19 protein-coding genes are annotated in these 24,804 nt (G+C 64.8%); 3 read left to right on the top strand and 16 right to left on the bottom strand.

Translation table 11 applies throughout. The annotated features are described in order from the left end of the window. The 7 genes from ccoG to FR728_RS02875 form a co-directional block, all read right to left on the bottom strand. The gene (ccoG, locus tag FR728_RS02905) at positions 1-1,455 is read right to left on the bottom strand and encodes a cytochrome c oxidase accessory protein CcoG (protein WP_208998631.1); all 1,455 of its coding nucleotides are present in this window, start codon (positions 1,453-1,455) and stop codon (positions 1-3) included. Positions 1,456-1,663: 208 nt separating this feature from the next. Then, positions 1,664-2,542, bottom strand: coding sequence for a cytochrome-c oxidase, cbb3-type subunit III (gene ccoP, locus FR728_RS02900; protein WP_149891136.1), 879 nt, complete (start codon positions 2,540-2,542; stop codon positions 1,664-1,666). A gap of 3 nt (positions 2,543-2,545) precedes the next feature. Then, complete coding sequence (locus tag FR728_RS02895; protein ID WP_149891135.1) at positions 2,546-2,701, bottom strand: cbb3-type cytochrome c oxidase subunit 3; 156 nt, start codon at positions 2,699-2,701, stop codon at positions 2,546-2,548. A gap of 4 nt (positions 2,702-2,705) precedes the next feature. After that, the gene (gene ccoO / locus FR728_RS02890; protein ID WP_149891134.1) at positions 2,706-3,440 is read right to left on the bottom strand and encodes a cytochrome-c oxidase, cbb3-type subunit II; all 735 of its coding nucleotides are present in this window, start codon (positions 3,438-3,440) and stop codon (positions 2,706-2,708) included. A 15-nt stretch (positions 3,441-3,455) separates the two neighbouring features. After that, positions 3,456-5,114 (bottom strand): cytochrome-c oxidase, cbb3-type subunit I, encoded by a 1,659-nt coding sequence (gene ccoN / locus FR728_RS02885; protein ID WP_149891133.1) that lies wholly within the window; start codon positions 5,112-5,114, stop codon positions 3,456-3,458. Between the two features lie 206 nt (positions 5,115-5,320). Continuing rightward, on the bottom strand, positions 5,321-6,487 hold the full coding sequence (locus FR728_RS02880; protein WP_149891132.1) for a WD40/YVTN/BNR-like repeat-containing protein: 1,167 nt from the start codon (positions 6,485-6,487) through the stop codon (positions 5,321-5,323). A 57-nt stretch (positions 6,488-6,544) separates the two neighbouring features. Next, entirely contained in the window at positions 6,545-7,615 is a 1,071-nt protein-coding gene (locus tag FR728_RS02875; RefSeq protein ID WP_149891131.1) for an AbrB family transcriptional regulator, read from the bottom strand. A gap of 11 nt (positions 7,616-7,626) precedes the next feature. Here FR728_RS02875 and hemN point away from each other — a divergent pair, with 11 nt between their 5' ends. Further along, positions 7,627-9,195, top strand: a complete 1,569-nt coding sequence (gene hemN, locus FR728_RS02870) for an oxygen-independent coproporphyrinogen III oxidase (protein ID WP_341872923.1) — start codon at positions 7,627-7,629, stop codon at positions 9,193-9,195. Positions 9,196-9,428: 233 nt separating this feature from the next. Here hemN and FR728_RS02865 read toward each other — a convergent pair whose 3' ends face one another. The 3 genes from FR728_RS02865 to FR728_RS02855 form a co-directional block, all read right to left on the bottom strand. Then, entirely contained in the window at positions 9,429-10,076 is a 648-nt protein-coding gene (locus FR728_RS02865; RefSeq protein ID WP_208998630.1) for a Crp/Fnr family transcriptional regulator, read from the bottom strand. Positions 10,077-10,400: 324 nt separating this feature from the next. Beyond that, the gene (locus FR728_RS02860) at positions 10,401-11,000 is read right to left on the bottom strand and encodes a response regulator transcription factor (RefSeq protein WP_149891129.1); all 600 of its coding nucleotides are present in this window, start codon (positions 10,998-11,000) and stop codon (positions 10,401-10,403) included. 304 nt (positions 11,001-11,304) lie between these two features. Further along, on the bottom strand, positions 11,305-12,522 hold the full coding sequence (locus tag FR728_RS02855) for a pyridoxal phosphate-dependent aminotransferase (protein ID WP_149891128.1): 1,218 nt from the start codon (positions 12,520-12,522) through the stop codon (positions 11,305-11,307). Between the two features lie 400 nt (positions 12,523-12,922). Here FR728_RS02855 and FR728_RS02850 point away from each other — a divergent pair, with 400 nt between their 5' ends. Next, on the top strand, positions 12,923-16,450 hold the full coding sequence (locus FR728_RS02850) for a PAS domain-containing hybrid sensor histidine kinase/response regulator (RefSeq protein WP_149891127.1): 3,528 nt from the start codon (positions 12,923-12,925) through the stop codon (positions 16,448-16,450). A 51-nt stretch (positions 16,451-16,501) separates the two neighbouring features. On the opposite strand, the gene FR728_RS02845 is transcribed toward FR728_RS02850, so the two are convergent. Next, entirely contained in the window at positions 16,502-17,203 is a 702-nt protein-coding gene (locus FR728_RS02845) for a response regulator transcription factor (protein ID WP_149891126.1), read from the bottom strand. 622 nt (positions 17,204-17,825) lie between these two features. Between FR728_RS02845 and FR728_RS19290 the strand changes: the two genes are divergently transcribed. Continuing rightward, positions 17,826-17,987, top strand: a complete 162-nt coding sequence (locus tag FR728_RS19290) for a hypothetical protein (protein WP_188318766.1) — start codon at positions 17,826-17,828, stop codon at positions 17,985-17,987. 147 nt (positions 17,988-18,134) lie between these two features. Here the strand turns inward: FR728_RS19290 and FR728_RS02840 are convergent, their stop codons facing one another. The 5 genes from FR728_RS02840 to FR728_RS02820 all read right to left on the bottom strand — a co-directional run bounded on the left by FR728_RS02840 (position 18,135) and on the right by FR728_RS02820 (position 24,533). Further along, positions 18,135-18,602 (bottom strand): secondary thiamine-phosphate synthase enzyme YjbQ, encoded by a 468-nt coding sequence (locus FR728_RS02840; RefSeq protein ID WP_208998629.1) that lies wholly within the window; start codon positions 18,600-18,602, stop codon positions 18,135-18,137. Positions 18,603-18,852: 250 nt separating this feature from the next. After that, on the bottom strand, positions 18,853-19,731 hold the full coding sequence (locus FR728_RS02835; protein ID WP_149891125.1) for a hypothetical protein: 879 nt from the start codon (positions 19,729-19,731) through the stop codon (positions 18,853-18,855). A gap of 200 nt (positions 19,732-19,931) precedes the next feature. Then, positions 19,932-20,552 (bottom strand): 2-hydroxychromene-2-carboxylate isomerase, encoded by a 621-nt coding sequence (locus tag FR728_RS02830; RefSeq protein ID WP_149891124.1) that lies wholly within the window; start codon positions 20,550-20,552, stop codon positions 19,932-19,934. A 78-nt stretch (positions 20,553-20,630) separates the two neighbouring features. Then, positions 20,631-22,289, bottom strand: a complete 1,659-nt coding sequence (locus tag FR728_RS02825) for a cisplatin damage response ATP-dependent DNA ligase (RefSeq protein ID WP_149891123.1) — start codon at positions 22,287-22,289, stop codon at positions 20,631-20,633. Positions 22,290-22,439: 150 nt separating this feature from the next. Further along, positions 22,440-24,533: a methyl-accepting chemotaxis protein gene (locus tag FR728_RS02820; protein ID WP_149891122.1), complete on the bottom strand. Its 2,094-nt coding sequence runs from the start codon at positions 24,531-24,533 to the stop codon at positions 22,440-22,442. Positions 24,534-24,804: the final 271 nt, after the last annotated feature.

Raw genomic sequence — 24,804 nt, 5'->3', positions numbered from 1 at the left:
TCAGGGTGCCTTGAAGTAATCGTCCGCGGTCACCACTTCGCCCATCACGCTTTCGGTCAGGCGGAAGGTGACGTCCGTGCTTTCCGGCAGCTTGGCACCGGCGGGCACGGTGACGAGAACGCGCAGTTCCCGCGTCCGGTCCGGACCGATGTCGATGACCGGCCGGTCCGCGAAGGTCCGTTCGATCCCGACCGCCGACACGCTGGTCTCGGCCGGAAGGCCTTCGACGTGGAGCATGAAGAACCGCTCGTAGTTGCGCTTGTTCAGCACGCGCACGGTGTAGCCGTTGCGAATGCTGCCGTCCGACAGGCGCACGAAGATGGGGTTCCGGTCATGCAGGACGCTGATCCCGGCGAAATCGCGGGTCAGCAGGGCACCGAGCATAATCGCGCCGACCAGCGCGATGAACCCGGCATAGATCACCGTACGCGGACGCACGATCTTGTAGACACTGTCCTTGCCTTCGACACGGCGCTGGATGTTCTCGTCCGTGTCATAGGCGATCAGCCCCGTGGGCTTGCCGACCTTGAGCATCACCGTGTCACAGGCATCGATGCACAGGCCGCACTGGATGCAGTCGAGCTGGGCGCCCTTGCGGATGTCGACCCCGGTCGGGCAGGCATGGAAGCACTGATGGCAGTCGACACAATCGCCGGCGGGCAGGCCCTGACGCTCCAGCGCCTTGTTCTGCTTCAGCGATCCGCGCGGCTCGCCCCGGTCCCAGCGGTAGGTGACATTCAGGGCGTTCTCGTCGGTCAGCGCCGCCTGGATGCGTGGCCAGGGGCACATGTAGATGCAGACCTGCTCGCGCATGTGACCGGCCAGAAGATAGGTCGTCGCGGTCAGGATCCCGATCCAGGCATAGGCCACGAAGGGCGCTTGCAGGGTCGCCAGATCATGAACCAGTGTCGGGGCGTCGGAGAAATAGAGGACCCAGGCGCCGCCGGTCCACCAGGCGACCAGAAGCCAGAGCACATGCTTCAGCGCGCGCTTTCCGACCTTTTCGGCCGTCCAGGGTGCCCTGTCGAGCGCCATGCGCTCGCGGCGGTCACCCTCGACCTTACGCTCGATGAAGAGGAAGAGGTCCGTCCAGACGGTTTGCGGGCAGAGGTAGCCGCACCACAGGCGGCCGGCGACCGCGTTCATGAGGAAGAGCGTGATGGCCGCGATGATCAGCAGGCCGGTGATGTAATACACCTCCTGCGGCCATATCTCGATGAAGAAGAAATAGGCGCGCCGGCCCTCGAGGTCGACAAGCACGGCCTGTCCGGGCGCATTCGGCCCGCGGTCCCATCGGATGAAGGGCAGGAAATAATACACACCCAGGGTGAGGAGAAGCAGCGCCCACTTGATCTTGCGGAAGGTGCCATGCACCGCCATCGGATAGATCTTCTTGGCCGACGCGAACCATTCCTGGTCGTCGCCTGGCGCTGCGCGTTCAGTATCGGCGCTCATGCCGTTCCGTCCTTCGTGTCGTTTCGAACTGGAAGGTCCGGCCTGCCCCGGGCCGGCTTCCGGGCTGGCGCATCGGGCACTCATCTCCGACGCGCGTGGCTTCTAGTTAAGACCTCTCCCCCCTGAAAGCTTTGCGCCGGATCAAATCCTCTCGGATTTGCCCGGCGCAGTTTGTCGCAGCTTGTCAGGTCAGACAGGTGCCTGCCGCTTACTGACCGCCCCCGAAGGAGTGGACGTAGACGGCGAGCGACTTGATGGTCGCTTCGTCCAGACGGCCGGTCCAGGCCGGCATGACGCCGTTGCGCGGGTTGGTGACCTGCGCCTTGATGGCTGCGACCGACTTTCCATAAAGGTAGTTGGCCGACATCAGGCTCGGGGCACCGACTTCCTGCATGCCGGTCAGGTCTTCACCGTGACAGGCGGCGCAGTTGTCCGCATAGAGGGTCTCGCCAGCGGCAAGATCCGCACCGGCTTCCGGCTCCAGACCCGTCTTGGACGCCACGAAGTTCGCCACCTGGGTGATTTCCTCGCGGCTCAGCAGCTCATCGCGACCGAAGGCCGGCATCTCGCCCACACGCGCCTCGTCATGGCCCGAACGGATGCCATAGAGAAGGGTCGTGTGGATGTCTTCCAGCGTGCCGCCCCAGATCCAGGTGTCATCCTGAAGGTTGGGGAAGCCTTCCGCACCGGTGGCACCGGAGCCGTGGCAGGGTGCGCAGTTGTCGCCGAAGGCGGCTGCACCGTTGGCCTGAGCGAACTCCAGAAGGGTCGGCGTGGATTCGATCTCGGAGAGATCGGCAGCGACGATCTTGTCCGCAAACTCGGCACGGGCAGCAATGCCCTCCTCATAGGCGGCGCGGGCATCCGCACGCTGGCTGTAGCCCATCACGCCGGAGGTGTAACCGGAGATGAGCGGCCAGGAGGGATAGATCACCCAGTAGCCGACGGCCCAGAGGATGCAGAGATAGAAGACATTCAGCCACCACTTCGGCAGCGGATTGTTCAGTTCCTTCAGGCCATCCCATTCGTGGCCGGTGGTCTCGACCCCGGAAATGTGGTCGACGTCTTTCTTGTGATTGTCCGACATGGATCAGTCCTCCCGGAACGGGATCTGTGCGGCATCGTCGAAAGTCTTGCGGTTCTTGGGCCACGCGACATAGGCGACGACGATTGCGAAGATGACGACGAAGTAGACAAGGCCCCAGGTCTGAGCGAAGCCCGCTACCGCGGTGTAGGATTCGGTCATGACATCACCTCAGGTTGGCCTTCTCGTCGTAGATCGAGAAGTCGACAAGGGTGCCGAGCATCTGGAGATAGGCGACAAGGGCGTCCATCTCGGTGACTTCGGCGGGGTTGCCGTCATAGTCGCGCACGACGGCGGTCGGGTAGCGTTCCAGGAAGGCTTCCGCCTCGTCGCTGTCCGGCTTGGCCTGGGCCAGGATGTCGGACTTTGCGGCTTCGACCTGCTCTTCGGTGTAGGGAACGCCCACGTAGGTGTTGACCTTCAGGTGATCGGAGATCCCGTAAGGGTCAAGCGGCGTTTCCGCGAGGAACGGATAGCCCGGCATGATCGAGGCCGGCACCACGGACCGGGGGTCCTTGAGGTGAGCCACGTGCCAGTCGTCGGAGTACTTGTTGCCGACGCGGGCAAGGTCCGGACCGGTGCGCTTGGAGCCCCACTGGAACGGATGGTCATACATGCTTTCCGCAGCCAGAGAGTAAGGGCCGTAGCGCTCCAGTTCGTCGCGCATCGGACGCACCATCTGGGAGTGGCAGAGGTAGCAGCCCTCGCGCACATAGATGTTGCGGCCCGCCAGCTCGAGCGGCGTGTAGGGACGCATCCCTTCCGTCTTCTCGATGGTGCTCTTCAGGTAGAAGAGCGGGGCGATTTCCACCAGGCCGCCGATCGAGATCATCACGAGGATGCCGATCACCAGGATGATGGAGTTCTTCTCAAAGATTTCGTGCTTGTGCCAAACAGACATTTCTTCCTCTCCCCCTTATTCGGCAGCGGCAAGGGTGCCGGTTGCGGGAGCTTCCGCTTCAGCCGGCTCGCCAGCCTTCACGGTCATCCAGAGGTTGTAGGCCATGATCAGCGCTCCGAGGAGGAACAGGCCACCGCCCAGCGCACGGATCACGTAGAAGGGGAACATGGCTTCCACGGTTTCGATGAAGGAGTACTCAAGGAAGCCGAGGCTGTCGTAGGCACGCCACATCAGACCCTGCATGATGCCGGACACCCACATGGCGGTGATGTAGAGCACGATGCCGATGGTGGAGACCCAGAAGTGCAGGTTCACCAGCTTCAGGGAGTAGAGGCTCTTCTTGTTCCACAGCCAGGGAACCAGGCAGTAGAGAGCACCGAAGGAGATGTAGCCGACCCAGCCGAGAGCGCCCGAATGCACGTGACCGATGGTCCAGTCCGTGTAGTGCGAGAGCGAGTTGACCGCGCGGACCGACATCAGCGGACCTTCGAAGGTGGACATGCCGTAGAAGGCCACGGACACGACCAGCATGCGCAGGACCGGGTCGGTGCGCAGCTTGTCCCAGGCGCCCGAGAGCGTCATCAGGCCGTTGATCATGCCACCCCAGGACGGCATCCACAGGATGACCGAGAAGGTTGCGCCCAGGGTCGAGGCCCACTGCGGCAGAGCCGTGTAGTGCAGGTGGTGCGGACCGGCCCAGATGTAGATGAAGATCAGAGCCCAGAAGTGCACGATCGACAGGCGGTAGGAATAGACCGGACGCTCTGCACGCTTCGGAACGAAGTAGTACATGATGGCCAGGAAGCCGGCGGTCAGGAAGAAGCCCACCGCGTTATGGCCGTACCACCACTGAACCATCGCATCCTGCACGCCAGACCAGACGATGTAAGACTTCAGGCCGAAGACGGACACCGGGATGGTCAGGTTGTTGGTGATGTGCAGCACCGCGATCGTCACGATGAAGGCGAGGTAGAACCAGTTGGCCACGTAGATGTGGGGTTCCTTGCGCTTCCAGAGCGTGCCGAGGAAGGTCAGCAGATAGAAGACCCAGACGATGGTCAGCCACAGGTCGGCATACCATTCCGGCTCGGCGTATTCCTTGCCCTGGGTGGCGCCGAGCAGATAGCCCGTGCCGGCAATGACGATGAACACGTTGTAGCCCAGCATGACGAACCAGGGCATCACCTTGCCCGGCAGGCGGGCGCGGCAGGTGCGCTGGACGACATAGAAGGACGTCGCCAGCAGCACGTTGCCGCCGAAGGCGAAGATCACCGCGGAGGTGTGCAGCGGACGCAGACGGCCGAAGTTGGTCCAGGGAAGATCGAAGTTCAGCGCCGGGAAGGCCAGCTGAAGCGCGATGATCAGACCGACGAGGAAGCCGGCGATGCCCCAGAACATGGCAGCCACGGTGCCGAACTTGACCGGCCCCATGTTGTAGTTCGGCTTGCCGTCGATTTCCTGCGGGACAGGTCCGGACGTGTCGCTGTTGAAATAGGAGTTGAAGATCATGAACACGCCCGCACCGGCGGCAAGCGCCCCGATGAGTGCGTGGAAGGTCATGACACCTTCATGGGTTTTGCCCGCCACGATCAGGCAGGCGAAGGTCAGAAGCGCAAGGAAACCTGCAAAGAGGCCTTCCTCGAGCGTGACCAATCTGGCTTTTCCAGTTGCCATATTTTGCGCGCCCCAGTCTTGAAATGACACTCGGGTGCCTGGAACAGACACTCTTATGCCTAGGATGGACCGGTTATGCGCTGAGTCCGGAAGAGGAGCGTTGATTCAAATCAACGTGGCGGAAACCACTTGAAATTCCGCCATTCCGCCCCATCGGGCCTCCGGTGCCCCGGCAGGGTTCCGCCCTCCCCTTCCGCCGTTCCGGATCACGCCGGATCGGGCGAAAAGGCCTCCACGCTGAGGATCGTGGGCAGATGACGGGCAATTTCCTGCCAGCTGTCGCCCTCGTCGGCGCTGGCGAAGACGGAGCCCGAATTGGTGCCGAAATAGAGGCCCGCCGGGGCGAGCGTGTCGCCGCCCATGGCCTGGCGCAGGACGGTGAAATAGCACGCCTCCTGCGGCAGCCCCTCGCGCAGGTCCTGCCAGGTTTCGCCACCATCGCGCGAACGCCAGACGGCAGCCTTCGCTTCGGGGGGATAGCGGCCCTGGCTGTCCCCGTTGAGGGGCAGCGTCCAGATCGTGTTGCCATCGGCCGGGTGCACCCGGATGGGGAACCCGAAGGTGGAGGGCAGGCCCGGCGTGCGATCGTCCCAGCTGCGTCCGCCATCGACCGACTTCCAGACCCCATGGTGATTCTGCTGATAGAGCACGTCGCCCTCTCCGGGCGCGCGCATCATGTTGTGCACGCAGTGGCCAACCTCCCCATGGGCGGGGCCGGCCGGATGATCGTGACCCTCGCAGGCGCCCTCATTGGAAAGGCGGTTGCGCCGTTCCCAGGTCTGGCCGCCATCTTCGGTGGCAAAGACCCCGGCGGCCGAGATGCCGATCCAGATCTTCTCCGGCCTGCGCGGATCCGCGACGATCGTGTGCAGCACAAGCCCTGCCCCGCCGGGGGTCCAGCTGCCGGCAGAAGGATGATCGCTCAGGCCCTGCACTGTCTGGAAGGTCTCACCGCCATCCGTGCTGCGCAGCAGCCGGGCCGGCTTGGTTCCCGCCAGCAGCGCACCGCCCGCCAGCCCGAGGGACCAGATCTGGCTGAAGGCCGTATCGAAGGGGGCCGCACCTCCGGCGCAGCGCATCATGCGGGCGAAGTCCGGATCCCTGTCGGCCCAGTCGTCCATCGTGCCCCGCGTCAGCTTGGCGAGCGACCAGTTGCGACCGCCGTCCTGTGAGCGCCAGACACCTGCACCTGTCCAGTCTCCGCCCCCTCCAGCCCAGATCCTTCCCGTTTCCGGGTCACCGATGACGTGGTTGATGGCCCAGCCATCGCAATAGGGACCGCGCACGCTCCAGCGCGCACGATCAGCGTCTCCGTCGATGATGAAGACACCCTTCGTGGTGCCCAGAAGGATCATGAGTGGCGATAGCGGCATGGGGCCCTCCCTCGTGGAGAGAGCCTATCATGACGCTAGGTCATTTACTCGTGAATTCTAGCGAGTTCGCCCAAGAAGCACCGCGGTCACCAGCGGCAGAAGCAGCACCATGCCAATGTAGCGCACCAGCTGATGGGCGGCCACGAAGGCCGGGTCCAGATCGAGCATGAAGGCCATGAGCGTCATGACCTCCAGGCCACCGGGCGCATAGGCAAGGATCAGCTGACCGAGCGGGAGATCCAGCATCACAGCCAGCACCCAGGCAAAGCCCACCGATACCGCCAGCCCGACGATGACCGCGCCCATGCCGACGGCGATCAGCCGCACGAAGGCCGACAACGTGGTCTGGGTGAAGCGGGAGCCGATGAAACAGCCCAGGCCGATGAAGCAGGGAATGAGCACCGGCTCAGGAAGCGCCACGGGAATGGTGCCGGTGGCATTGAGGGCAGAGCTCATGAAGAAGGCGCCCGTGAGCCAGCCACCGGGAAGCCCGACACGTGCCGCTAGGGCACTGGCCGCCAGACAGAGAATGCCGAGAATGGCGAGCTCGGTCAGGCTTGGCAGGACACGCCCCTCGAACCCGTGCGGCGCGTGTCCGGCCGTGGAGGAGATGACCAGCGGCAGCACGCAGACCAGCACCAGAAGCCGGATGGACTGGGAAGCCGCGATCTTCGGCAGGTTCACGTCCCGCTCGGAGGCCAGCGCCATGACGTAGGACAGGGCCCCCGGCAGAGCGCCGAAATAGGCAGAGGCCGGATCCCATTTCATCAGGTGGCGCAGATAGACGTAGGTCGCCGCGGTGACGAGGGCCACGACCGCGACGAGCCCCGCCATGGTCGCGGGCCACTGGCCGATGCGCTCGACCACTTCCGGCGTGACTCCCGCGCCCATCGACAAGCCAAGCACGACGAAAAGCGCGTCGCGCAGCCGTGGCGGCAGGGCAACCGGCAGGCGCGCAAGGGCGGCGGCGGCCACCAGAACCATGGCTCCCGACATCCAGCCTGCCGGAATGCCGAGCGCCATGAAGAGCGCGCCCCCCAGCGCTCCGATGGCGCCGGTCAGCGCGGTGCGCGCCAAGGTGGTCCAGAGGGTGCTGCGCGCATCGGGAGCCGGATCGAGAAAGGGCATGGAGCAACGCCTTGGGACTGGCCGGCGTGACAGGCGCCGGTGCAACGGGGAGCGGGCCGGATCTGGCGGTCCGCGAGACGGAAGGGGCGGCGCGGGTCGACATCCGGTGGGATCCTGCCTTGGCGGCGGGCGCGGCAGGGGATTTCGACGTGGTGCGCCGGTGTTTGCGCAAGATCAAGGACGGCACTGCCGCCCTGCGTCAGGATCGACACATGACCGACATACCTGCAAGCTATGCGGCACGCAACGTGCCGCGCTACACCAGCTATCCCACCGCGCCGCATTTTCATGCAGGCGTCACGGCGCAGACCTATTCGGACTGGCTGGGCGCCCTGACGCGCGAGGATAGTCTTTCCCTCTATCTCCATGTGCCCTATTGCCGGGACATCTGCCACTATTGCGGCTGCCTGACCAAGGCCAGCAAGAAGGATGCTCCGCTCAAGGCCTATGGCGCGACGCTGCTGAAGGAACTTCAGCTGGTGGCGGGCAAGATTGGCAAGGCCGGGCCCGTGCGGCACATCCACTGGGGTGGCGGCACGCCGAGCCTGCTGCCGCGCGAAAGCTTCCTTGAGATCGCCGGCATGATGCGGGTGCTCTTCGATCTGGCCCCGGATGTGGAACATGCCATCGAGCTCGATCCGCGCCTGGTGACGGAAGATCTCGCCGAAACCCTACGGCAGATCGGCGTCACGCGCACGAGCCTCGGGGTACAGGATTTCGACCCGAAGGTGCAGGTTGCCATTGGCCGGGTGCAGCCGCAGGAGACCGTGGCCCGTGCCGTGCAGATCCTACAGGACGCCGGTCTTCGCGACATCAATTTCGACCTCATGTACGGGCTTCCCGGCCAGAGCGTCGCCACGGTGCTCGACACGGTCGAGAAGACCCTGGCCCTGCGGCCGAGCCGCATCTCGCTCTTCGGCTATGCCCATGTCCCCTGGATGAAGAAGCATCAGCGGCTCATCGACGAGAGCCTGCTGCCGGCGCCATCCGAGCGTGTTGCCATGGCCGCGAGCGCCCGCGATGCGCTGATTGCCGGTGGTTACTGCCAGATCGGTCTGGATCATTTCGCCCTGCCGGATGACAGCATGGCGCGGGCGCTGGAAACCGGCGAGCTGCACCGCAACTTCCAGGGTTACACCACCGATCAGGCGACCCAGCTCATCGGCCTCGGCGTGTCGTCCATCGGCAAGCTCGATGCGGGCTACGTGCAGAACATCTCCGACGTGGCGCACTGGACCCGGGCCATCGAGGCCGGTGACCTGCCGGTGGCGCGCGGCTTTGCCTTCAGCGCCGATGACCGGATGCGCGGACACATCATCGAGCGGCTGATGACGGATCATCTCTGCGATCTGGGAGCCGCCGCACAGGCACAAGGGCTGGACATGGACGCGCTGAACGATGCCCGGCAGGAGCTTGCACCCCTGCTCGCCGACGGACTGGCAACGCTGGAGGGATCGGTTCTCACCGTGACACCGCAGGGCCGCCCCTTCGTGCGCCTCGTGGCCGCGGCCTTCGATGCCTATCTGAAGGCGCCCCAGGACAACACCCGCCCGGTGCCACGCCACTCCATGGCGGTGTAAAGCCCGAGATCGAACAAAGAAAAACGCCGGACAACCGGCGTTTTCGGCCGGAGACAAAGCCCACTCTCGCCACCCCGGACGAAGGCGCAGCCTGAAGATCCGGGGCCGGTGAGCCACCGGGATTAGGGCACTTAAGAAGAGGGTGCTGTGGCTCTCCGATCCCGGGTCGCGCAATCGCTTGCCCGAAATGACGCACTATAAAACCAACGGTCTTCAGCAGCCTGAAGCGCGGCTCAGTGGATGCCGGTGATCTGGCACAGGTCGCAGACCCGGCCGAGATGAATCTTGTCCGCCTTCTCGACCCGGATCACACCGCGCTTCTTGAGATCGGAAATGACCCGGCTGACGGTCTCGATGGTGAGCCCGAGGTAATCGGCGATTTCCTGACGGGTCATGTGCAGTTCCAGATCACAGCAATCGTCGGCCGCAGCGGGGTCGGGGCCGATGCAACCGGGACCGCCACGATTGGGCACCAGATACATGAAGAAGCTGGCGACGCGCTCGGTCGCGGACTTGCGGCCCAGCAGCACCGCATGTTCATGCAGGGCGTTCATCTGGCTGATGAGGCACTTGGTCAGCTTCTGCTGCAGCTGCGCGGAGCGTTCCACCTGGTGCAGTTCGACCTCGGAGACCACGGCCTTGGTCAGGGTCTCGGCGGTGCCTTCATATTCAGTGCCTTCGGCCAGTCCGAAGATGTCGCCGACCTGAAGGACTTCCACCACCTGACGCCGCCCGTCGGGAAGCAGCTTGAACAGCATGATCGAGCCTTCGACCAGCTGATAGAGCTTCTTGACCGGATCGCCCTCGTAATAAATCACGTCATGAGCGCCATAGCTGCGCCGCGATCCGCCGAAATCCTCGAATCCGGCATGTCCGGTCACGGCTCGACGCCCGAGCGTCCCGCCAGGGGAGCTAGAGGACTGATTGTTGTGCGTATGGGAACCCGACATTTCGCCCCTCCGTCGTCACGCCATCCCCGTCCGTCCGGCGAAACGATCCTGTTCTGTGGACCCGGCCGCTCACCCGTCCGGAGCCCATGCCGATCTCTTAGAGAGTAACAGGTTCTTGTGCAAAGCGAAAAGGGCAGGCGCAAGTGAGGCGCGCCAACTTGTCGCTCGGCACGGCCATCCTGAGACAGTCCAAAGGCGCCGGAGACCATCTCCAGCGCCTTTGACAAAACCCTGTGAATAAAGACGTTTTCAGCCTCAGGCGCCGAGAACGATGCGCACCAGATCGGCCGCGTTGCGCGCGCCGAGCTTCTCCATGATGCGGGCGCGATGGACTTCAATCGTCCGCGGAGAGATGCCGAGGATCCGCCCGGCTTCCTTGTTGGAGGCGCCCTTGGTGATTTCCTGGAGCACTTCCATCTCGCGGCGGGTCAGCAGATCGGCGCCGGGGAAGGTGGGACGAGCCTCTTCCTTCTTACGCTTGCTCATGGCCGCGACACCCTCTTCCACACGTGCGACGACGCCGTCGGCGGTGAAGGGCTTCTCGATGAAGTCGAAGGCGCCGTTGCGGATCGCCTCGACGGCCATGGGAATGTCGCCCTGGCCCGAAATGATGAAGATCGGCGCCGGATACTCCTCGCCGTTCAGGGCGCGCAGGATATCCAGACCGGAGCGGCCCGGCATGTGCACGTCGAGCAGAACCACCGCCGGAAGCCCCTTGGACGCCGACTGCACGAAGGCGTCGCCGTCGGAGAAGGTTTCCACCTCATAGCCTTCCATGCCGAAGACCACGGACAGCGCATCGCGCACTGCGGGATCGTCGTCGACAATGTAGATGGCCTTGGTTTCGCTCGACATCTTCGCTTCCCTTCCAGCGTGTGCGGCACTCAACCCGGGGACAGTCGCAAAGTTCTGCCCAGTCCGGGAGCACATGCCCTCTCCCCTTCGCACTTATAACCCCGTGCACTGACATGCAAGACGCAGTCCCTGCGGGGGCTGCGCCCAAGGGTCGCGCCCAGTCCACATGGCCCGGCGCGCTCCTCCCCTGACAGTTTCAAGGATACGCGAGGTCCGTTAATGTCCGGTTGCCTGAAAAAGGGAGAAGATCGCGCTCACAACCCTGAGACAGGGTGCGACAGCGAAATGCCGCCCCCGGCCTTCGTCAGAGACGGGAGACCCATTCGACCAGCCGGGTGGCGCCGGTGGTCAGCCGCTGCGGGCTGCAGGCATAGCACAGGCGAAGATGCCCCTCGCCGGTCTCGCCGAAAGCGGAGCCGGGCGCCAGGCCGACGCCGGTCTCGCGCACCAGATCGAGGGCGAACTGGCGGCTGTCGGTCTGACCTTCCACGGAGAGGAAGAGATAGAAGGCCCCTTCCGCCTCGCTGAAGCGGATGCGCGGGCTGGCGGAGAAGGCGTCGACCAGGATCTGGCGTCCTTCGGCCGCACGGCGGATCTGCTCGTCCAGGAAGTCCCGCCCGTGGGTCAGGGCTGTCACGGCGGCCCGCTGGGTGGGCACGGCCACGCCGGAGGTGGAGAACTGGATCAGGTTTTCGATGGTCTGGCCAAGGGCCGCAGGGGCGGACAGCCAGCCCACGCGCCAGCCGGTCATGGCCCAGTTCTTGGAGAAGGTGTTCACATAGAGGACCATGTCGTCCTCCTCGGCCACGTCATAGAAGGACGGAGCCTTGTCGGAGGCGCCGTAATAGAACCGGCCATAGACCTCGTCGGCGATGATCCACAGCCCCAGCGCCCGGGCGCGCTCCAGCACCTCGCGCAGGATCTCGCGGCCTGCGACCCAGCCGGTAGGATTGCAGGGGGAGTTGATGAAGATCGCGCGGGTGCGCGGCGTCACGGCGGCGAAGAGCGCGTCGACGTCCAGGTTCCAGCGGCCATCGGAGAGGGTCATGGCCACGGGCACGGCCAGGGCGCCGGTCAGGTTGACAGCGGCGGGAAGGTTGGGCCAGGCCGGAGACGGATAGATCACCTCATCGCCCGCACCTGCCACGCATTTCACCGCGATCTGGATCGCCTGCATGCCCGATCCGGTGACGAAGAAGCGCTCCGCCGAGAAGGGGCGGCCATAAAGCTCGCCGTGATAATCGGCCAGCGCCTGACGCAGCTCGGGGATCCCGCGCTGATAGGTGTAGAAGGTCTCGCCCCGATCGAACGAGGCCTTGGCGGCGTCGCAGATGAAGGACGGCGTCGGCAGATCCCCCTCGCCCACCCACAGCGGCACCAGGTCGCCGCGCTCGCGGCCCGCATTGACCACTTCAACGATGCCGGATTCCGGGGCACCGCGTGCCTCGCGGCTCAGACGGCCGAGGAGATCCGGCTGGAGGGACGGTGCGGAGGTGCCAGCGGCAAGGGCAGAGATCGTCATGGGGTGGTCTGATCGGTCCAGATGGAAGGGGAGCGAGAGGCAGAAAGCTGCCGTATCTTCTCGGCATCCTAGACGGAAAATCCCATCAGGTGGAATGACATTTCGTGTCCGATCCATCACGCCAGATGATGAATTCACCTGCCCGCCTGGCACCGCGCAGGACCTTCCGCGAAAACGCGGCGCAACCGGTTCGGGCCCACGTGACTGTGGTTCCACCGGGGCTGCTGCTCAAGTTCAATAGACAGGCTCCCCATGCCTGTGATGAAGTCGGCGGAGAGGTTTTTCATCAAGCAACTCAATTGCTTGCCGGACCGGACTATACCGCAGTGCAGCAATCCGGATTGCGTGACGGCCCGTCGAGAGGGCCGACGCGAAAAACCTCCGGGAGGGACGAAAGACAATGGTTCAGGCCTGGCTCGTCATCTTCGCGGCAGTGGCCTACATCCTGCTGCTGTTCGCGATCGCCAGTTATGGCGACCGGAAGTCCCGCCGCGTGGGCCTGAGCGCTCGCGGCCGGCCGGTCATCTATGCCCTGTCCCTATCCGTGTATTGTACCTCGTGGACCTTCTACGGCTCCGTCGGCAACTCCACCCGTACAGGGCTGGAGTTCCTGACGATCTATCTCGGCCCGATGCTGGTCTTCGCCTTCGGCTACCCGCTGGTGCGGCGGGTGGTGCGCATCGCCAAGGCCGAACGCATCACATCGATCGCGGATTTCATCGGCGCGCGCTATGGCAAGAGCCAGTCCGTCTCGGCCATCGCCACCATGATCGCGGTCATCGGCATCGTGCCCTATATCGCCCTGCAGCTGAAGGCGGTCTCCCAGTCCCTGACCACGATGATCGGTCCGGTGGATGCGGGCGCGCTTGCCTCCCTCAGCCTGCCTTACGTGGACATTGCGCTCATCACCGCCATCGGCATGGCCGTCTTTTCCTGGCTTTTCGGCACACGGCACATCGATGCCACGGAGCATCAGGAAGGGCTGATGCTCGCCATCGCGGCAGAGGCCATCGTCAAGCTCGTGGCCTTTCTCGCCATCGGCATCTGGGTCTGCTACGGGCTCTATGACGGGCCCGGTGACCTGACCCGGCGGATCACCGAGGCGCCAGAGGTGCGCGCGGTCTTCCAGCAACCGCTCGACGGTGGCAACTGGCTGATCATGACGCTGCTGTCGGCCTTCGCGGTGCTGCTGCTGCCCCGGCAATTCCACGTGACGGTCACGGAAAACAATTCCGAGCAGGAGCTGCGCCGGGCGGCCTGGCTGTTCCCGCTCTATCTGGTGGCGATCAATCTCTTCGTGGTGCCGATCGCCGCCGCCGGCCTGCTGCGCTTCGGCCAGGATGTGAACCCGGACACATTCGTGCTGGCCCTGCCGATGGATGCGGGCCAGTCGTGGCTGGCGCTCTTTGCCTTTGTCGGCGGACTGTCTGCCTCCACCGCCATGGTGATCGTGGCGACGGTGGCTCTGGCCATCATGATCTGCAACGACATCGCCGTGCCACTGATCCTGCGTCGACGCAGCGAGGACGAGATCATCGCCGGCGGCGGGCAGGACATGAGCCGGCTGTTGCTGAACACCCGGCGCATGGCGATCTTCGCGATCCTGCTGCTGGCCTATGCCTTCTATCTGACCGTGGGCGACAGTGCGGCGCTCGCCTCCATCGGCCTGCTTTCCTTTGCCGCCATTGCCCAGTTCGCCCCGGCCTTCGTCGGCGCGCTTGTGTGGCGGCGGGCCACCGCACGCGGGGCGATTGCGGGCATGTGCGTCGGCTTCGCCTTCTGGCTCTACACCCTTCTGCTGCCGAATTTCGCCAGCTCCGGGGTGCTGTCGCCCACGATCCTCGACTTCGGTCCCTTCGGCATCTCGGCCCTGCGCCCGCAGGCCCTGCTGGGCCTGGAGATCGACCCCTTCATCCACGGCAATCTCTGGGCGCTCGGCAGCAACTTCCTCTTCTTCGTGGTGTTTTCGCTGACGCGGAAGCCCGATCAGGCGGAGCGGCTGCAAAGCAATCTCTTCGTGCCGGCGGAGCTGGCCAGCACGCCGAGCCTGCGGACCGCCCGGTCCTCCGTCACGGCCGGCGACCTGCTGGCGACCATCGCCCGCTATCTGGGGGCCGAGCGCACCCAGCGTTCCTTCACCCGCTACGGGCGGGAACGGGGACTGGCGGTGGACCCGGACGAACTGGCGGATTCCAGCCTGTTGCGCTTTGCCGAACAGCTTCTGGCCAGTGCGGTCGGGGCGGCCTCGTCCCGGCTGATCCTGTCCCTGATGCTGAAGCGCAACGACCCTTCCACCCAGGAGGCGGCCAAGCTGCTCGATGATGCCTCGGCGGCGATCCAGTACAACCGCGATCTGCTGCAAACGGCACTCGACCAGGTGCGGCAGGGCATCGGCGTCTTCGACCGGGATCTGCGGCTCATCTGCTGGAACCGGCAGTTCCGGCTGCTGCTCGGCCTGCCGCCGGAATATGGCCAGGTCGGCACGCCGCTGGAGGCCGTGCTGCGCTTCAATGCGGAGCGCGGCGAATATGGCGACGGCTCGGTCGAGGAAATCATCAACGACCGCATGGAAAAGCTGGTCGTCACCCAAGCGACCTTCCAGGAACGGCTCCTCTCCTCGGGGACGGTGCTCGAAGTCCGCGTCAGCCCCATGCCCGACGGCGGCATCGTGATGACCTATACGGACATCACCGAGCGGGTAATGGCCGAAGAGGCTCTGGCGCGAGCCAACGAGACCCTCGAGCGCCGGGTGCGCGAGCGCACCGAGGAGCTGACCCACGTGAACGAACGGCTGGTTCAGGCCACCCGAGTGGCGGAGGAGGCCAATCTGGGCAAGACCCGGTTCCTGGCCGCCGCCGGCCACGACATCCTGCAGCCGCTCAATGCCGCCCGCCTCTATGCCTCGGTGCTGGTGGACCGGGTCAAGGACGGGGACACGGGCACGCTGGTGCGCAATGTGGATGCGGCGCTGGATTCAGTGGAGGACATCATCGGCGCGGTGCTCGACATCTCGCGGCTGGATACCGGCGCGCTGAAGCCGGAGCCGACCGTCTTCCGCCTCGACGAGTTTCTCTTCGGCCTGAAGCGGGAATTCGAGCCGATGGCGCGGGAAAAGGGCCTCGACCTTCGCTTCGTGCCCTGTGGGCTGTCGATCCGCTCGGACAGACGCCTGCTGCGCCGCCTGATCCAGAACCTGATCTCGAATGCCCTGAAATACACCGCCGAGGGCCGGGTCCTCATCGGCTGCCGGCGGCGCAACGGCCAGCTGATGATCGAGGTTCACGACACGGGAATGGGCATCCCGCCCTCCAAGCTGAAGCAGATCTTCGAGGAGTTCCGAAGGCTCGATGAAGGTGCGCGTGCCGCCAAGGGGCTGGGACTGGGGCTCTCCATCGTCGACCGGATCGCCCAGGTGCTGGGTCATCGGGTCGACGTGATCTCGCGGGTGGAGGAAGGCTCCTGCTTCCGGGTTACAGTCCCGGTTGCCGCGTCCGTACCCGTCGATGCTCCTGTTGCGGTTGTCCCGGCCATGGCGGCCCGCCTCGACGACATGTGCGTGCTGGTGATCGACAACGAGCCGGACATTCTCGATGGCATGAAGCTGCTGCTGGCGAGCTGGAAGTGCTGCGTCGTCACTGCCGCCGACGATGCGGCAGCGCTGAGCGAACTGACCCGGCGCGGCGTGAAGCCCGATTTGGTGCTGATCGACTATCACCTGGACAACGGCACAGGGCTCGATGCCATCGTCCGCCTGCGCTGGAAATTCGGCACGGACCTTCCGGCCATTCTGGTCACGGCAGACCGCAGCCGGGGCGTGCGGGCGGAAGCGGCGGAAAAATCCATCGAGGTGTGTCAGAAGCCGGTGAAGCCGGCGGTGCTGCGCGCCCATCTGGCCCGCTGCCGGGCAGAGCGCTACGCGGCCGAATAAGCTTCGGCCGCGTCAGGAGACGGATCTCTCAAGAAATATTCGGCGGCCGGGTCAGCGGGCTCCGGTTGCTGCGGAATCCGCTGTTTCCTCGTCACCGCCCAGCCACTGACCGTTCTCGATCTTGGAGGCCGCGATCACCGCCTGCGTCCGGCTTTCGACGCCGAGCTTCTGCAGGATGGCCGAGACATGGGCCTTGACCGTGGCTTCCGACACGGACAGCTCATAGGCGATCTGCTTGTTCAGCAGGCCTTCCGACAGCATCATCAGCACGCGGACCTGCTGCGGCGTCAGGGTGGCCAGACGCTGGACCAGATCGCCGTTGGTGTCGCCCGCCGACAGGTCGATCTCGTCGGGCACCCAGGTATCGCCGTTCATGATGGCCTGAACCGCCTGACGGATCACCTCGATGCCGCGCGACTTCGGAATGAAGCCGGACGCGCCGAAGGACATGCTGCGGCGGATCGCCTGCGGATCTTCGTTGGCCGAGACGATGACCACCGGAACCGAGGCATACTGGGCGCGCAGATACATGAGCCCGGAGAAGCCGCGAACGCCCGGCATGGACAGATCAAGCAGGATCAGGTCCACCTCCGAGTCCTGTTCCAGCGCGCCGGTCACCTCGTCGAGAGCACCGAATTCAAGGATTTCCGCCCCTGCGAACAGGGTTTCCAGCGTCTGCCGGAGCGCCCCGCGAAACAGCGGATGATCGTCTGCGATGATGAATTTGTACGTCGCTGCTGGCACGGTCGCCATCCTCCCCAGTCCTCATTCCCTCGGATCGGACCTGCGCGCCTTGCGGGCCTGAGCCCATGGCTTGCGCGTTGCCGGATCCGTCCGGGCCGCCTTGCGGCGCCCTGCATCCTTTTGTCCCCGGCGTGTCCCCCGGGCCGCTTCACCGCCTGCCACATCCACCGTCCGGCAGGTTTCGCCGGCTTTCCTCACCCGTGTGGAGAGTGGTGCGGGAAGTCAAGTTATCCCATCATGTTAGCGGATGGTCGTGGGAGACAACAACCCATCGTTTTGCCCGCATATGTGCAAAGTCTGTCTCACCCCTGCCCCACTCCGCCAAGACCTTCCGGTCGCTGCGTCAGCCTGTCCGTTTTCCATGGCGAAAATCGCCCAACTCGTGCCCGCCCCAGGTCCATTTTCGATGGGATGCTGCGCCGCCAAAACTTACCCCTGCGTCAACTCATCAACAGGAGATTGCAGAGAGCCCTTGATGTTGATCATACCAAAGTATAATCTGACTTCTACCGGATTTGCGAAGGAATTGAACGAGACCGTCGCAAGAACTGCGGTCCTTCCTTTTTGCAAGTGTGCCCCATCACCACGTGCCGGCCTCTGGTTGCCGACGCGCAACGGGAAGGACAATGCCATGAATTACTGGAGCCTCTGTCTCGCAGCGCTGATGCTCACGGGTGCCTTGATCGGTCAGACGACCGGTCCGCGCTCGGACGATGCCCTCGCGCCCTCTCTGGCTCACGCCACCATGTCCGGACTTCCGGTTCTCACCCTGCGAAGTCCCGCAACGCCCTGATCCCACACCTGTCCTGAGACCTCGGCTCCCTGAGGAAGTTCGCCCTTCCGGCGGGCGCGAGGCATGGTTCCACGAGGCTCAACGTGCTCTCAGAGCCTCTGAAGGGGCTTTCGGGGGACTTATCAGGCCCTCTGGACAAATGCTGGATCAGGCCCCGAGATAATGCAGGGTCAGGGTGCGCTGGTGCGGCTGGCGGCGATGTTCCACCAGATAGACCGCCTGCCAGGTGCCCAGATCCAGTCGGCCGTTGACCACGGGGATCTGCTGGCTGACGCCCATCAGGACAGCCTTGATATGGGCGGGCATGTCGTCGGCGCCCTCCAGATGATGGCGATAGCCACCGCCTTCCGGGGCAAGCCGGCCGAAGGCGTCCAGAAGATCGGCCTGAACATCCGGGTCGGTGTTCTCCTGAATGGTCAGCGAGGCGGAGGTGTGGCGCAGAAACAGGGTCAGGAGACCGTCGAGCGCCCCGTTGTTGCGCAGCCAGGAGTTGATGTCGCCCGTGATCGGACAGAACCCCGCTCCCGGCGAGGCGACGACCAGACGCCCCATGATCTGGCGCAAGGGGCGCGCGTCCTCGTCGAACGTCCATGCTCCGATGGGATGCTTGTTCATCCTGCTCTCCCCAATCTGAGGCCCCGTGCCTGGCGCGCTTGCCCGCTGCTGCTCACGCAGTATGGCAAAGCTTCATGACAGGTCAATTCTGCCGGAGCTGTTGAGCCTGGGAGGCAGTTGGGTTGGAGAGACGCGCTCGGCCGCGGCCAGTCGGCTCAAGGTCAGATCTGGTCAGGTGACAAGAGGCTTATCCGGGCGGACCGGATTTCAGCCCGCCTTCTCAGCGCCCCCCGTTTCTCAGCCAGCGTTCTCACCCCCCGTTCTGGCCGAGTTCCTTCTGCATGTCCTGGATCAGCCCGAAGAACCGGCGCATGAGCGTGTCGGAGAATTGCATCATCCGTTCGATCTCGGCCGGATCCTCGCTTTCGGGGGCCGCAGCGCCGGGGCCGGCCTTTGGCTGGGGCACCTGTTCCGATCCCTCCAGTCGCTGGACCTGAGCTTTCAGCTCCGTGATCTCCGCCGACAGGGTCGCAATCTCGCTTTCATAGGCCTGCCGCGCTTCCGGCACGGGCACGCAGCGCCAGAGATCCTCGGCCGGACGGCAGATATCGAGGGTGCCCTTTTCCAGATCCAGCCGGGCAAGTCCGCCTTCGACCGCCGAAAGGGCAAAGCGATGGGGCGCGTCCGCGACAAGTGCGGCAGGGTCGGGATGCGCGGGAACGCTCTCGACCGGCGCTGTCACCGGCGTCTTCGGCGCCTCGGGTGCGCTCACGCTTCCGGTGGAGAGCGTCTCGTCATTCTCGCCGGAGGCGGCAAGGCGGACCGGTGCGTCGAGATTGCGTAAGGGGGCCTTGGCCAGACCGGGCACCACGAGCCTTGGCAAGCCGGCCGCCGTCGCGGCACTGGCCGTCCGTGCGGGCTGTCCTTCCCGCAGGGGCGCAAGCGCCAGATGGCGCCGCGGCTCGAGCTCCTGCAGGGAGGCAGATGCCAGGATCGGCTTGAGGGCGACGGGCTGCACCGGAGCGGCAACAGGCCGAAGATCCGCTGCCATGGCTTCCGTCCCGGTCATCAGATTGATCGCACCGGTCAGAAGGGTCGCGGCAAGAAGGGTTTGAACGCGCAGGGACAGACCCGGCGCCTTGCGAAAGGCTTCGTTCGAAATCTGACGGACGGTCGTCGTCACTTGCATTTTGCGTCACCTTAACCCTTCATTCACCATGCCATATTGGCAGGAAAGAACGGAAAGGGAGAGGTTTTTCTGCTCCGCACGCCGGGCTGATCCCCAGAGACTTTGCCACCGCAGCCCCGCATCAGCGCCCGGTCGCGCCACCCGGCCCTCGCGCGAAGGATCGCGAGAGGGCCGAGGGAAACCCCAGAGTGATGCCCCAATCAGACCGGACGATAGGGCGCGCGACCGCTCACCAGCGCCGCTTCGAGCAGGTCCAGCCGGTCCTGCCCCCAGAAGGGTTCGCCGTTGAAAATATAGGTAGGTGAGCCGATCAGGCCTTGCGCAATCGCATCGGCCTGATTGGCCGCATAGTCTGCCTGCACGGCCTCGCTGGCCGCGCTTTCCAGGAGTGCCGCGGCATCCAGTCCAAGCTCCTGCAGGATCCCGGTCAGCACGGCGGGGTCGGCGATGTCCTGATCCTTCACCCACACGGCCTCGAACAGGCGCGCCGTGAGATCAAGCACCGGCCCACCGGCGCGGGCCACCGCGATGGCCAGGCAATCGGCAAGGCGCGGCGGCGTCGGGAAATGCTTCGGCTTCAGGGTCAGAGGAAGGCCGCGGAAGGCGCTCCAGCGCTGCATCTCGACGAAGCGATAGGCCTGTCGCGCCGGATGGCGCTTGGCGAGCGGCAGGCCGCCGGTGGATTCAAACAGGCCCGGCAGATCGACCGGACGGGGACGGATCGACACGCCATGCCGCTTTGCCAGATCCACGAAGGCCGCGTGCCCCAGATAGGCCCAGGGCGAAATATGGGTGTAGAAATAGTCGATGGTGACGGACATGGCGGGATCCCTGTTCGAATTGCAGAGTGCGACAATGCCGCATCTTCTGCCCCGAGGTAAATGACGTTGTCGCGAGGATCAGTCCTCGCGAAGGAGCAGCTTCAGGGTCTCGAGCCGGTCTGCCTCGCCCGCCGGCTTGTCCCAGCGCAGGCGCGAGATCCGGGGAAAGCGCATGGCGACGCCCGACTTGTGGCGGGGCGAGCGGGCCAGCCCCTCGAAGGCGACTTCCAGCACCAGTCCGGCATCCGGGGACTGGACCACCTCCCGCACCGGCCCGAAGCGGTTGACGGTGTTGTTGCGCACGAAGTGGTCGATGTCCTTCAGCTCGTCGTCGGTGAAGCCGAAATAGGCCTTGCCGACCGGCACGAGCCTCGACGCGCCATCCTCGCCCTCTGCGCCGTCCCAGACGCCGAAGGTGTAGTCCGAGTAGAAGGACGAGCGCCTGCCGTGGCCTCGCTGGGCATACATCAGCACCGCATCGATCAGATGCGGGTCCTTCTTCCACTTGAACCAGGGCCCCTTGGGCCGCCCCGCCAGATAGGTACTGTCGAGACGCTTCAGCATCAGGCCCTCGACGGCCGCCGCATCATCGGCGTCCAGATGGGCGTCCGGTTGCGAGCGGGCAGCGGCCAGGGCCTCCCGGTCGGCCACGTCGAGCACCGGCGACAGGTCGATGCGGGGAGAGGCCGTCTGAGCGACGAGCTCGGCCAGCCGGGCACGGCGCAGGCTCAGCGGCTGATCGCGCTGGTCGTCTCCGGCAAGGCTCAGGAGGTCATAGGCGCGAAGCCCCACCGGATGCTCGCGCAGGAGTTTCGGGCCGACGGTCTTGCGGTTCAACCGCTTCTGCAGATCGGCAAAGGGCGCCACGATCCCGTCGCGCACCACCAGCAGTTCGCCGTCAATGGCTGCGTCGAAGGTAAGTTCAGGCAGAAGGTCCGGGAAGGCCGCGGAGATATCCTCGCCGGTGCGCGTGTAGAGACGGGCCACCCGCGTGCCGGAGGCGTCCAGACCAGCGACGGCCTGCACGCGGATGCCGTCCCATTTCCATTCCACCTGCCAGTCGCGCAGATCCAGCCCCTCGCCATCCTTCTCCGGGTCGAAGGGATGGGCCAGCATGGCGGGGCGGAAGGGGGCGGGGTCACGATAGCTCAGACGTCCGGCCCGCCCCTCGGCCCAGTCGAAGAGTGGCTGGTAGGGCGGGGTCAGGCCGTGCCAGACCTCTTCCACCTCGGCGGGATCCAGGTCCCCCAGCCGGGCCACGGCCACCTTGGCGGAACGCGCCGACACCCCGACCCGAAGGCCACCGGTGACAAGCTTCAGAAGCGCCCAGCGCCCGACCTCGTCCAGCCGGTCGAGCCAGGCTTCCAGCAAGGCACCGACATCGGACCGGGCCGCATTGGCGAGTGCCTCGACGATGACGGCGAGCGCAGGCGGAGGCTGGTTGTGGCCGAGCGAGGGCGCCTCGGGCTCGGGCCACATGAGGGCAATGGTCTCCGACAGGTCGCCGACGAAATCATAGGAGAGTTCGAAGAGATGGGGATCCGTGCGCTCGGCAGCCAGCTGGCGCAGCAGGGCAGGTTTCGCGTGGGAAAAGGACAGGTCGCCGGCGAGTGCCGCAAGCGCATAGCCCCGATCCGGATCCGGCGTCCGCCGCAGATAGTCGACGAGCAGGTCCTCCTTCACCGAACGTCGGGGTTCGAAGGACAGGCGGTCGAGAAGGGCGGCGAAGGCCTGCATTGCGGGGTCCGGACACTCGAGACGGAAGGCGCGGTCAATGCCTTTCCATTTCGGGTGCCGGTGGGGGAAGTCAAGGGCATGCCGCGCCGTTCCCCTCGTCTCTCCTCCCCCGGCCAGTCACGACCCTGCGCCGCAACCGGACCGTGAAGGTCAGCTCGCCTCCAGAAGTGCCAGACCCTCGCGGCGGGCGTTCACGTCGCCCTGCATCTCGCCGAGGAAGTCTTCCAGCGAGCCGGCAAGGTGATCGACCACATGTTTCAGGTCATGTGCGAGACGATCGACCGAGCCTGCCTCCGTCGCCGTGCTGTCGATGGACTCTTCCATGCGGATGGCGCTGTCTTCCGCCAGCTTCGCCCCATCCGAGGCCAGGGTGATCGACTGGGATATTTCCCGCGTCGCCTGGCTCTGCTCGCCCACGGCTGCCGTGATCGCTGTCGTCACATCCTGGATGTTGCCGATGGCGGCCGAGATGCGCTGGATCGAGGACACGGCGCCATCGGTCAGGCCCTGGACCGCATCGATCTGGGACGTGATTTCCTCGGTCGCCTTGGCTGTCTGGGTGGCCAGCTCCTTCACTTCCGCCGCCACGACGGCGAAGCCCTTGCCCGCCTCGCCGGCACGCGCCGCCTCGATCGTGGCGTTCAGGGCGAGAAGGTTCGTCTGTTCCGCAATGGCCCGGATCATCTCCACCACCGTGCCGATGCGCGAGGCGGCTTCCGCAAGGCTCGTGACATTGCCGTCGGTTTCGCGGGCGATGTCGGTCGCCTCGGTGATGATGCCGGCGGCTCGTCCGGACTGGGACAGGATCTCGTCGATGGCGCTGGACATTTCTTCGGCCGCCGCCGCCACGGTCTGCACATTATTGGCCGCGGTGACGGAGGAATCGCGCGAGTTTCCGGCGAGGGTACGGGCGGAGGCGGCGATGCCATTCACCCGTGACGAGACATCGGAGAGGGAGGACGTCCCGTTTTCCACTTCGCCAAGCGCCCCCTCAAGCACACCACGGAAGCGGTTGATGATGCTTTCCACGTGGTCCTGGCGCTGCCGCTCGCGGGAACGTTCCTCTGCGGCTGTGCGCTCAAGCCGGTCTCGGGCCCGGGCGTTGTCCTGGAAGGTGGTTCCGGCCCGGGCCAGATCGCCGATCACGTCGGAACGATGGGTCATGGGCATCTCGAAGTCGGTTTCGCCCGTTGCAATCCGCCCGAGGCTGCGCCGGATTTCGGCAAGAGCACGGGTGACGCTGACGACCTGCCACGCTGCCAGAGCGGCCGTCAGCAAGAGAACGACGGCCAGCTGCACGCCCTGCCACACGAGATGACTGGTGGCCTGCTGGTCCAGTTGGCCCACACGCGTCGTCGCCTTGCCCAGGAAGTCCCGCGAGGCGGCGCGGATCATGTTGAGACGCTCGGTCGCCTTCGCGAACCAGACACCCCCCTCGATCCCCTGGCCGTCCTTCGTCTGCGGAAGCTCGGCCAGAATGGCGCGCCAGGCCTCAACCTGCGCGGCCACCTGAGGGTCCAGATGCCCGGAAAGGATGGCCTTCTCCGCATCGGAGGCCTGGCTGTCGAACTTGGCGAGCCATGCCTTTTCAACCGAGAGCCGGTCCCAGTAGGCCTTGAACACGGGGAAGCGCACCTCGCCGTCCTTTGCGACCGTCGCGAAAAGCTGTCCGCCCAGGGCCCGCTCCAGCCCGCCCGCCTCCTTGGCCTCGGTCAGGAAGGAGAAGGCGAGCATCTGGGAGGAATAGATCGGATCGGGATGGGCGCGCATGGCCTCGTCGATCAGATTGAGCAGGCGCCGGATGCGCGCGGAATAGAAGGCCAGATTGTCGGGTCCCTTTGCCAGCCGCTGGTCAATGGCCACCCGGTGGCCGTTCACCTCTGCCAGGGAGGCAGCCGCCGCGCGCAGGCTTTGCGCATGTTCGGGGATCTCGTCTGTTGCGCTTCCGAGAAGAGACTGAAACGCCGAAAGGGCCGTGTCCGTGACTGCGCGCTGATCGGTGACCGCCTTCTTTGCGCCGTCCGCATAGTCGGACGCGAGCATGACAGCGGTCAGGCCGCGTTCCTTCTGCAACTCATTCAGCACCGTCTCGGCACCGTCGGCCACCTGCACGAGCGGCGCGAGCGCCCGGATGTCATCCAGATCACCAAAGTCGGTTACAATCGTGCGGACATTGAAATAGACAAAGGCAAGCAAGGGCACGACAGCCAGAAGAACGATCTGCACTCGAATATTGCTCAGCATGGACAACGCCTTTCGAGGGAATATTTGCGAGCAAAGTACAACTTAAAACTTTATCTATGTATTAATGCGTGTATTTATCAAATCTCTTAATTTATTCATGCATAAAACGACATTGCTATTTGATACAGTGCCGAAATACGCTTGTTAACTTGATCCAAGATCATGAACGGAACAGAGTGGACGCAGGCGCAACAAACGCTTATACAGTGCGCCAGATATGTTCGCGCCTCCGGCCTCATGTTCCTTGCCACGCGCACAGAACTCCCATCGA

The sequence above is a fragment of the Roseibium aestuarii genome (genome assembly GCF_008477545.1).
Lineage (GTDB): Bacteria > Pseudomonadota > Alphaproteobacteria > Rhizobiales > Stappiaceae > Roseibium > Roseibium aestuarii.
Note: the sequence above shows the minus strand (reverse complement) of the source record. Positions and strands in the feature narration are given on the sequence as shown.

Coding starts and splice junctions, on each gene's coding strand:
- ccoG (WP_208998631.1), bottom strand. CDS start 1,455: ATGAGCGCCGATACTGAACGCGCAGCGCCAGGCGACGACCAGGAATGG.
- ccoP (WP_149891136.1), bottom strand. CDS start 2,542: ATGTCGGACAATCACAAGAAAGACGTCGACCACATTTCCGGGGTCGAG.
- FR728_RS02895 (WP_149891135.1), bottom strand. CDS start 2,701: ATGACCGAATCCTACACCGCGGTAGCGGGCTTCGCTCAGACCTGGGGC.
- ccoO (WP_149891134.1), bottom strand. CDS start 3,440: ATGTCTGTTTGGCACAAGCACGAAATCTTTGAGAAGAACTCCATCATC.
- ccoN (WP_149891133.1), bottom strand. CDS start 5,114: ATGGCAACTGGAAAAGCCAGATTGGTCACGCTCGAGGAAGGCCTCTTT.
- FR728_RS02880 (WP_149891132.1), bottom strand. CDS start 6,487: ATGCCGCTATCGCCACTCATGATCCTTCTGGGCACCACGAAGGGTGTC.
- FR728_RS02875 (WP_149891131.1), bottom strand. CDS start 7,615: ATGCCCTTTCTCGATCCGGCTCCCGATGCGCGCAGCACCCTCTGGACC.
- FR728_RS02860 (WP_149891129.1), bottom strand. CDS start 11,000: ATGTCGAGCGAAACCAAGGCCATCTACATTGTCGACGACGATCCCGCA.
- FR728_RS02855 (WP_149891128.1), bottom strand. CDS start 12,522: ATGACGATCTCTGCCCTTGCCGCTGGCACCTCCGCACCGTCCCTCCAG.
- FR728_RS02850 (WP_149891127.1), top strand. CDS start 12,923: ATGGTTCAGGCCTGGCTCGTCATCTTCGCGGCAGTGGCCTACATCCTG.
- FR728_RS02845 (WP_149891126.1), bottom strand. CDS start 17,203: ATGGCGACCGTGCCAGCAGCGACGTACAAATTCATCATCGCAGACGAT.
- FR728_RS19290 (WP_188318766.1), top strand. CDS start 17,826: ATGAATTACTGGAGCCTCTGTCTCGCAGCGCTGATGCTCACGGGTGCC.
- FR728_RS02840 (WP_208998629.1), bottom strand. CDS start 18,602: ATGAACAAGCATCCCATCGGAGCATGGACGTTCGACGAGGACGCGCGC.
- FR728_RS02835 (WP_149891125.1), bottom strand. CDS start 19,731: ATGCAAGTGACGACGACCGTCCGTCAGATTTCGAACGAAGCCTTTCGC.
- FR728_RS02830 (WP_149891124.1), bottom strand. CDS start 20,552: ATGTCCGTCACCATCGACTATTTCTACACCCATATTTCGCCCTGGGCC.
- FR728_RS02825 (WP_149891123.1), bottom strand. CDS start 22,289: ATGCAGGCCTTCGCCGCCCTTCTCGACCGCCTGTCCTTCGAACCCCGA.
- FR728_RS02820 (WP_149891122.1), bottom strand. CDS start 24,533: ATGCTGAGCAATATTCGAGTGCAGATCGTTCTTCTGGCTGTCGTGCCC.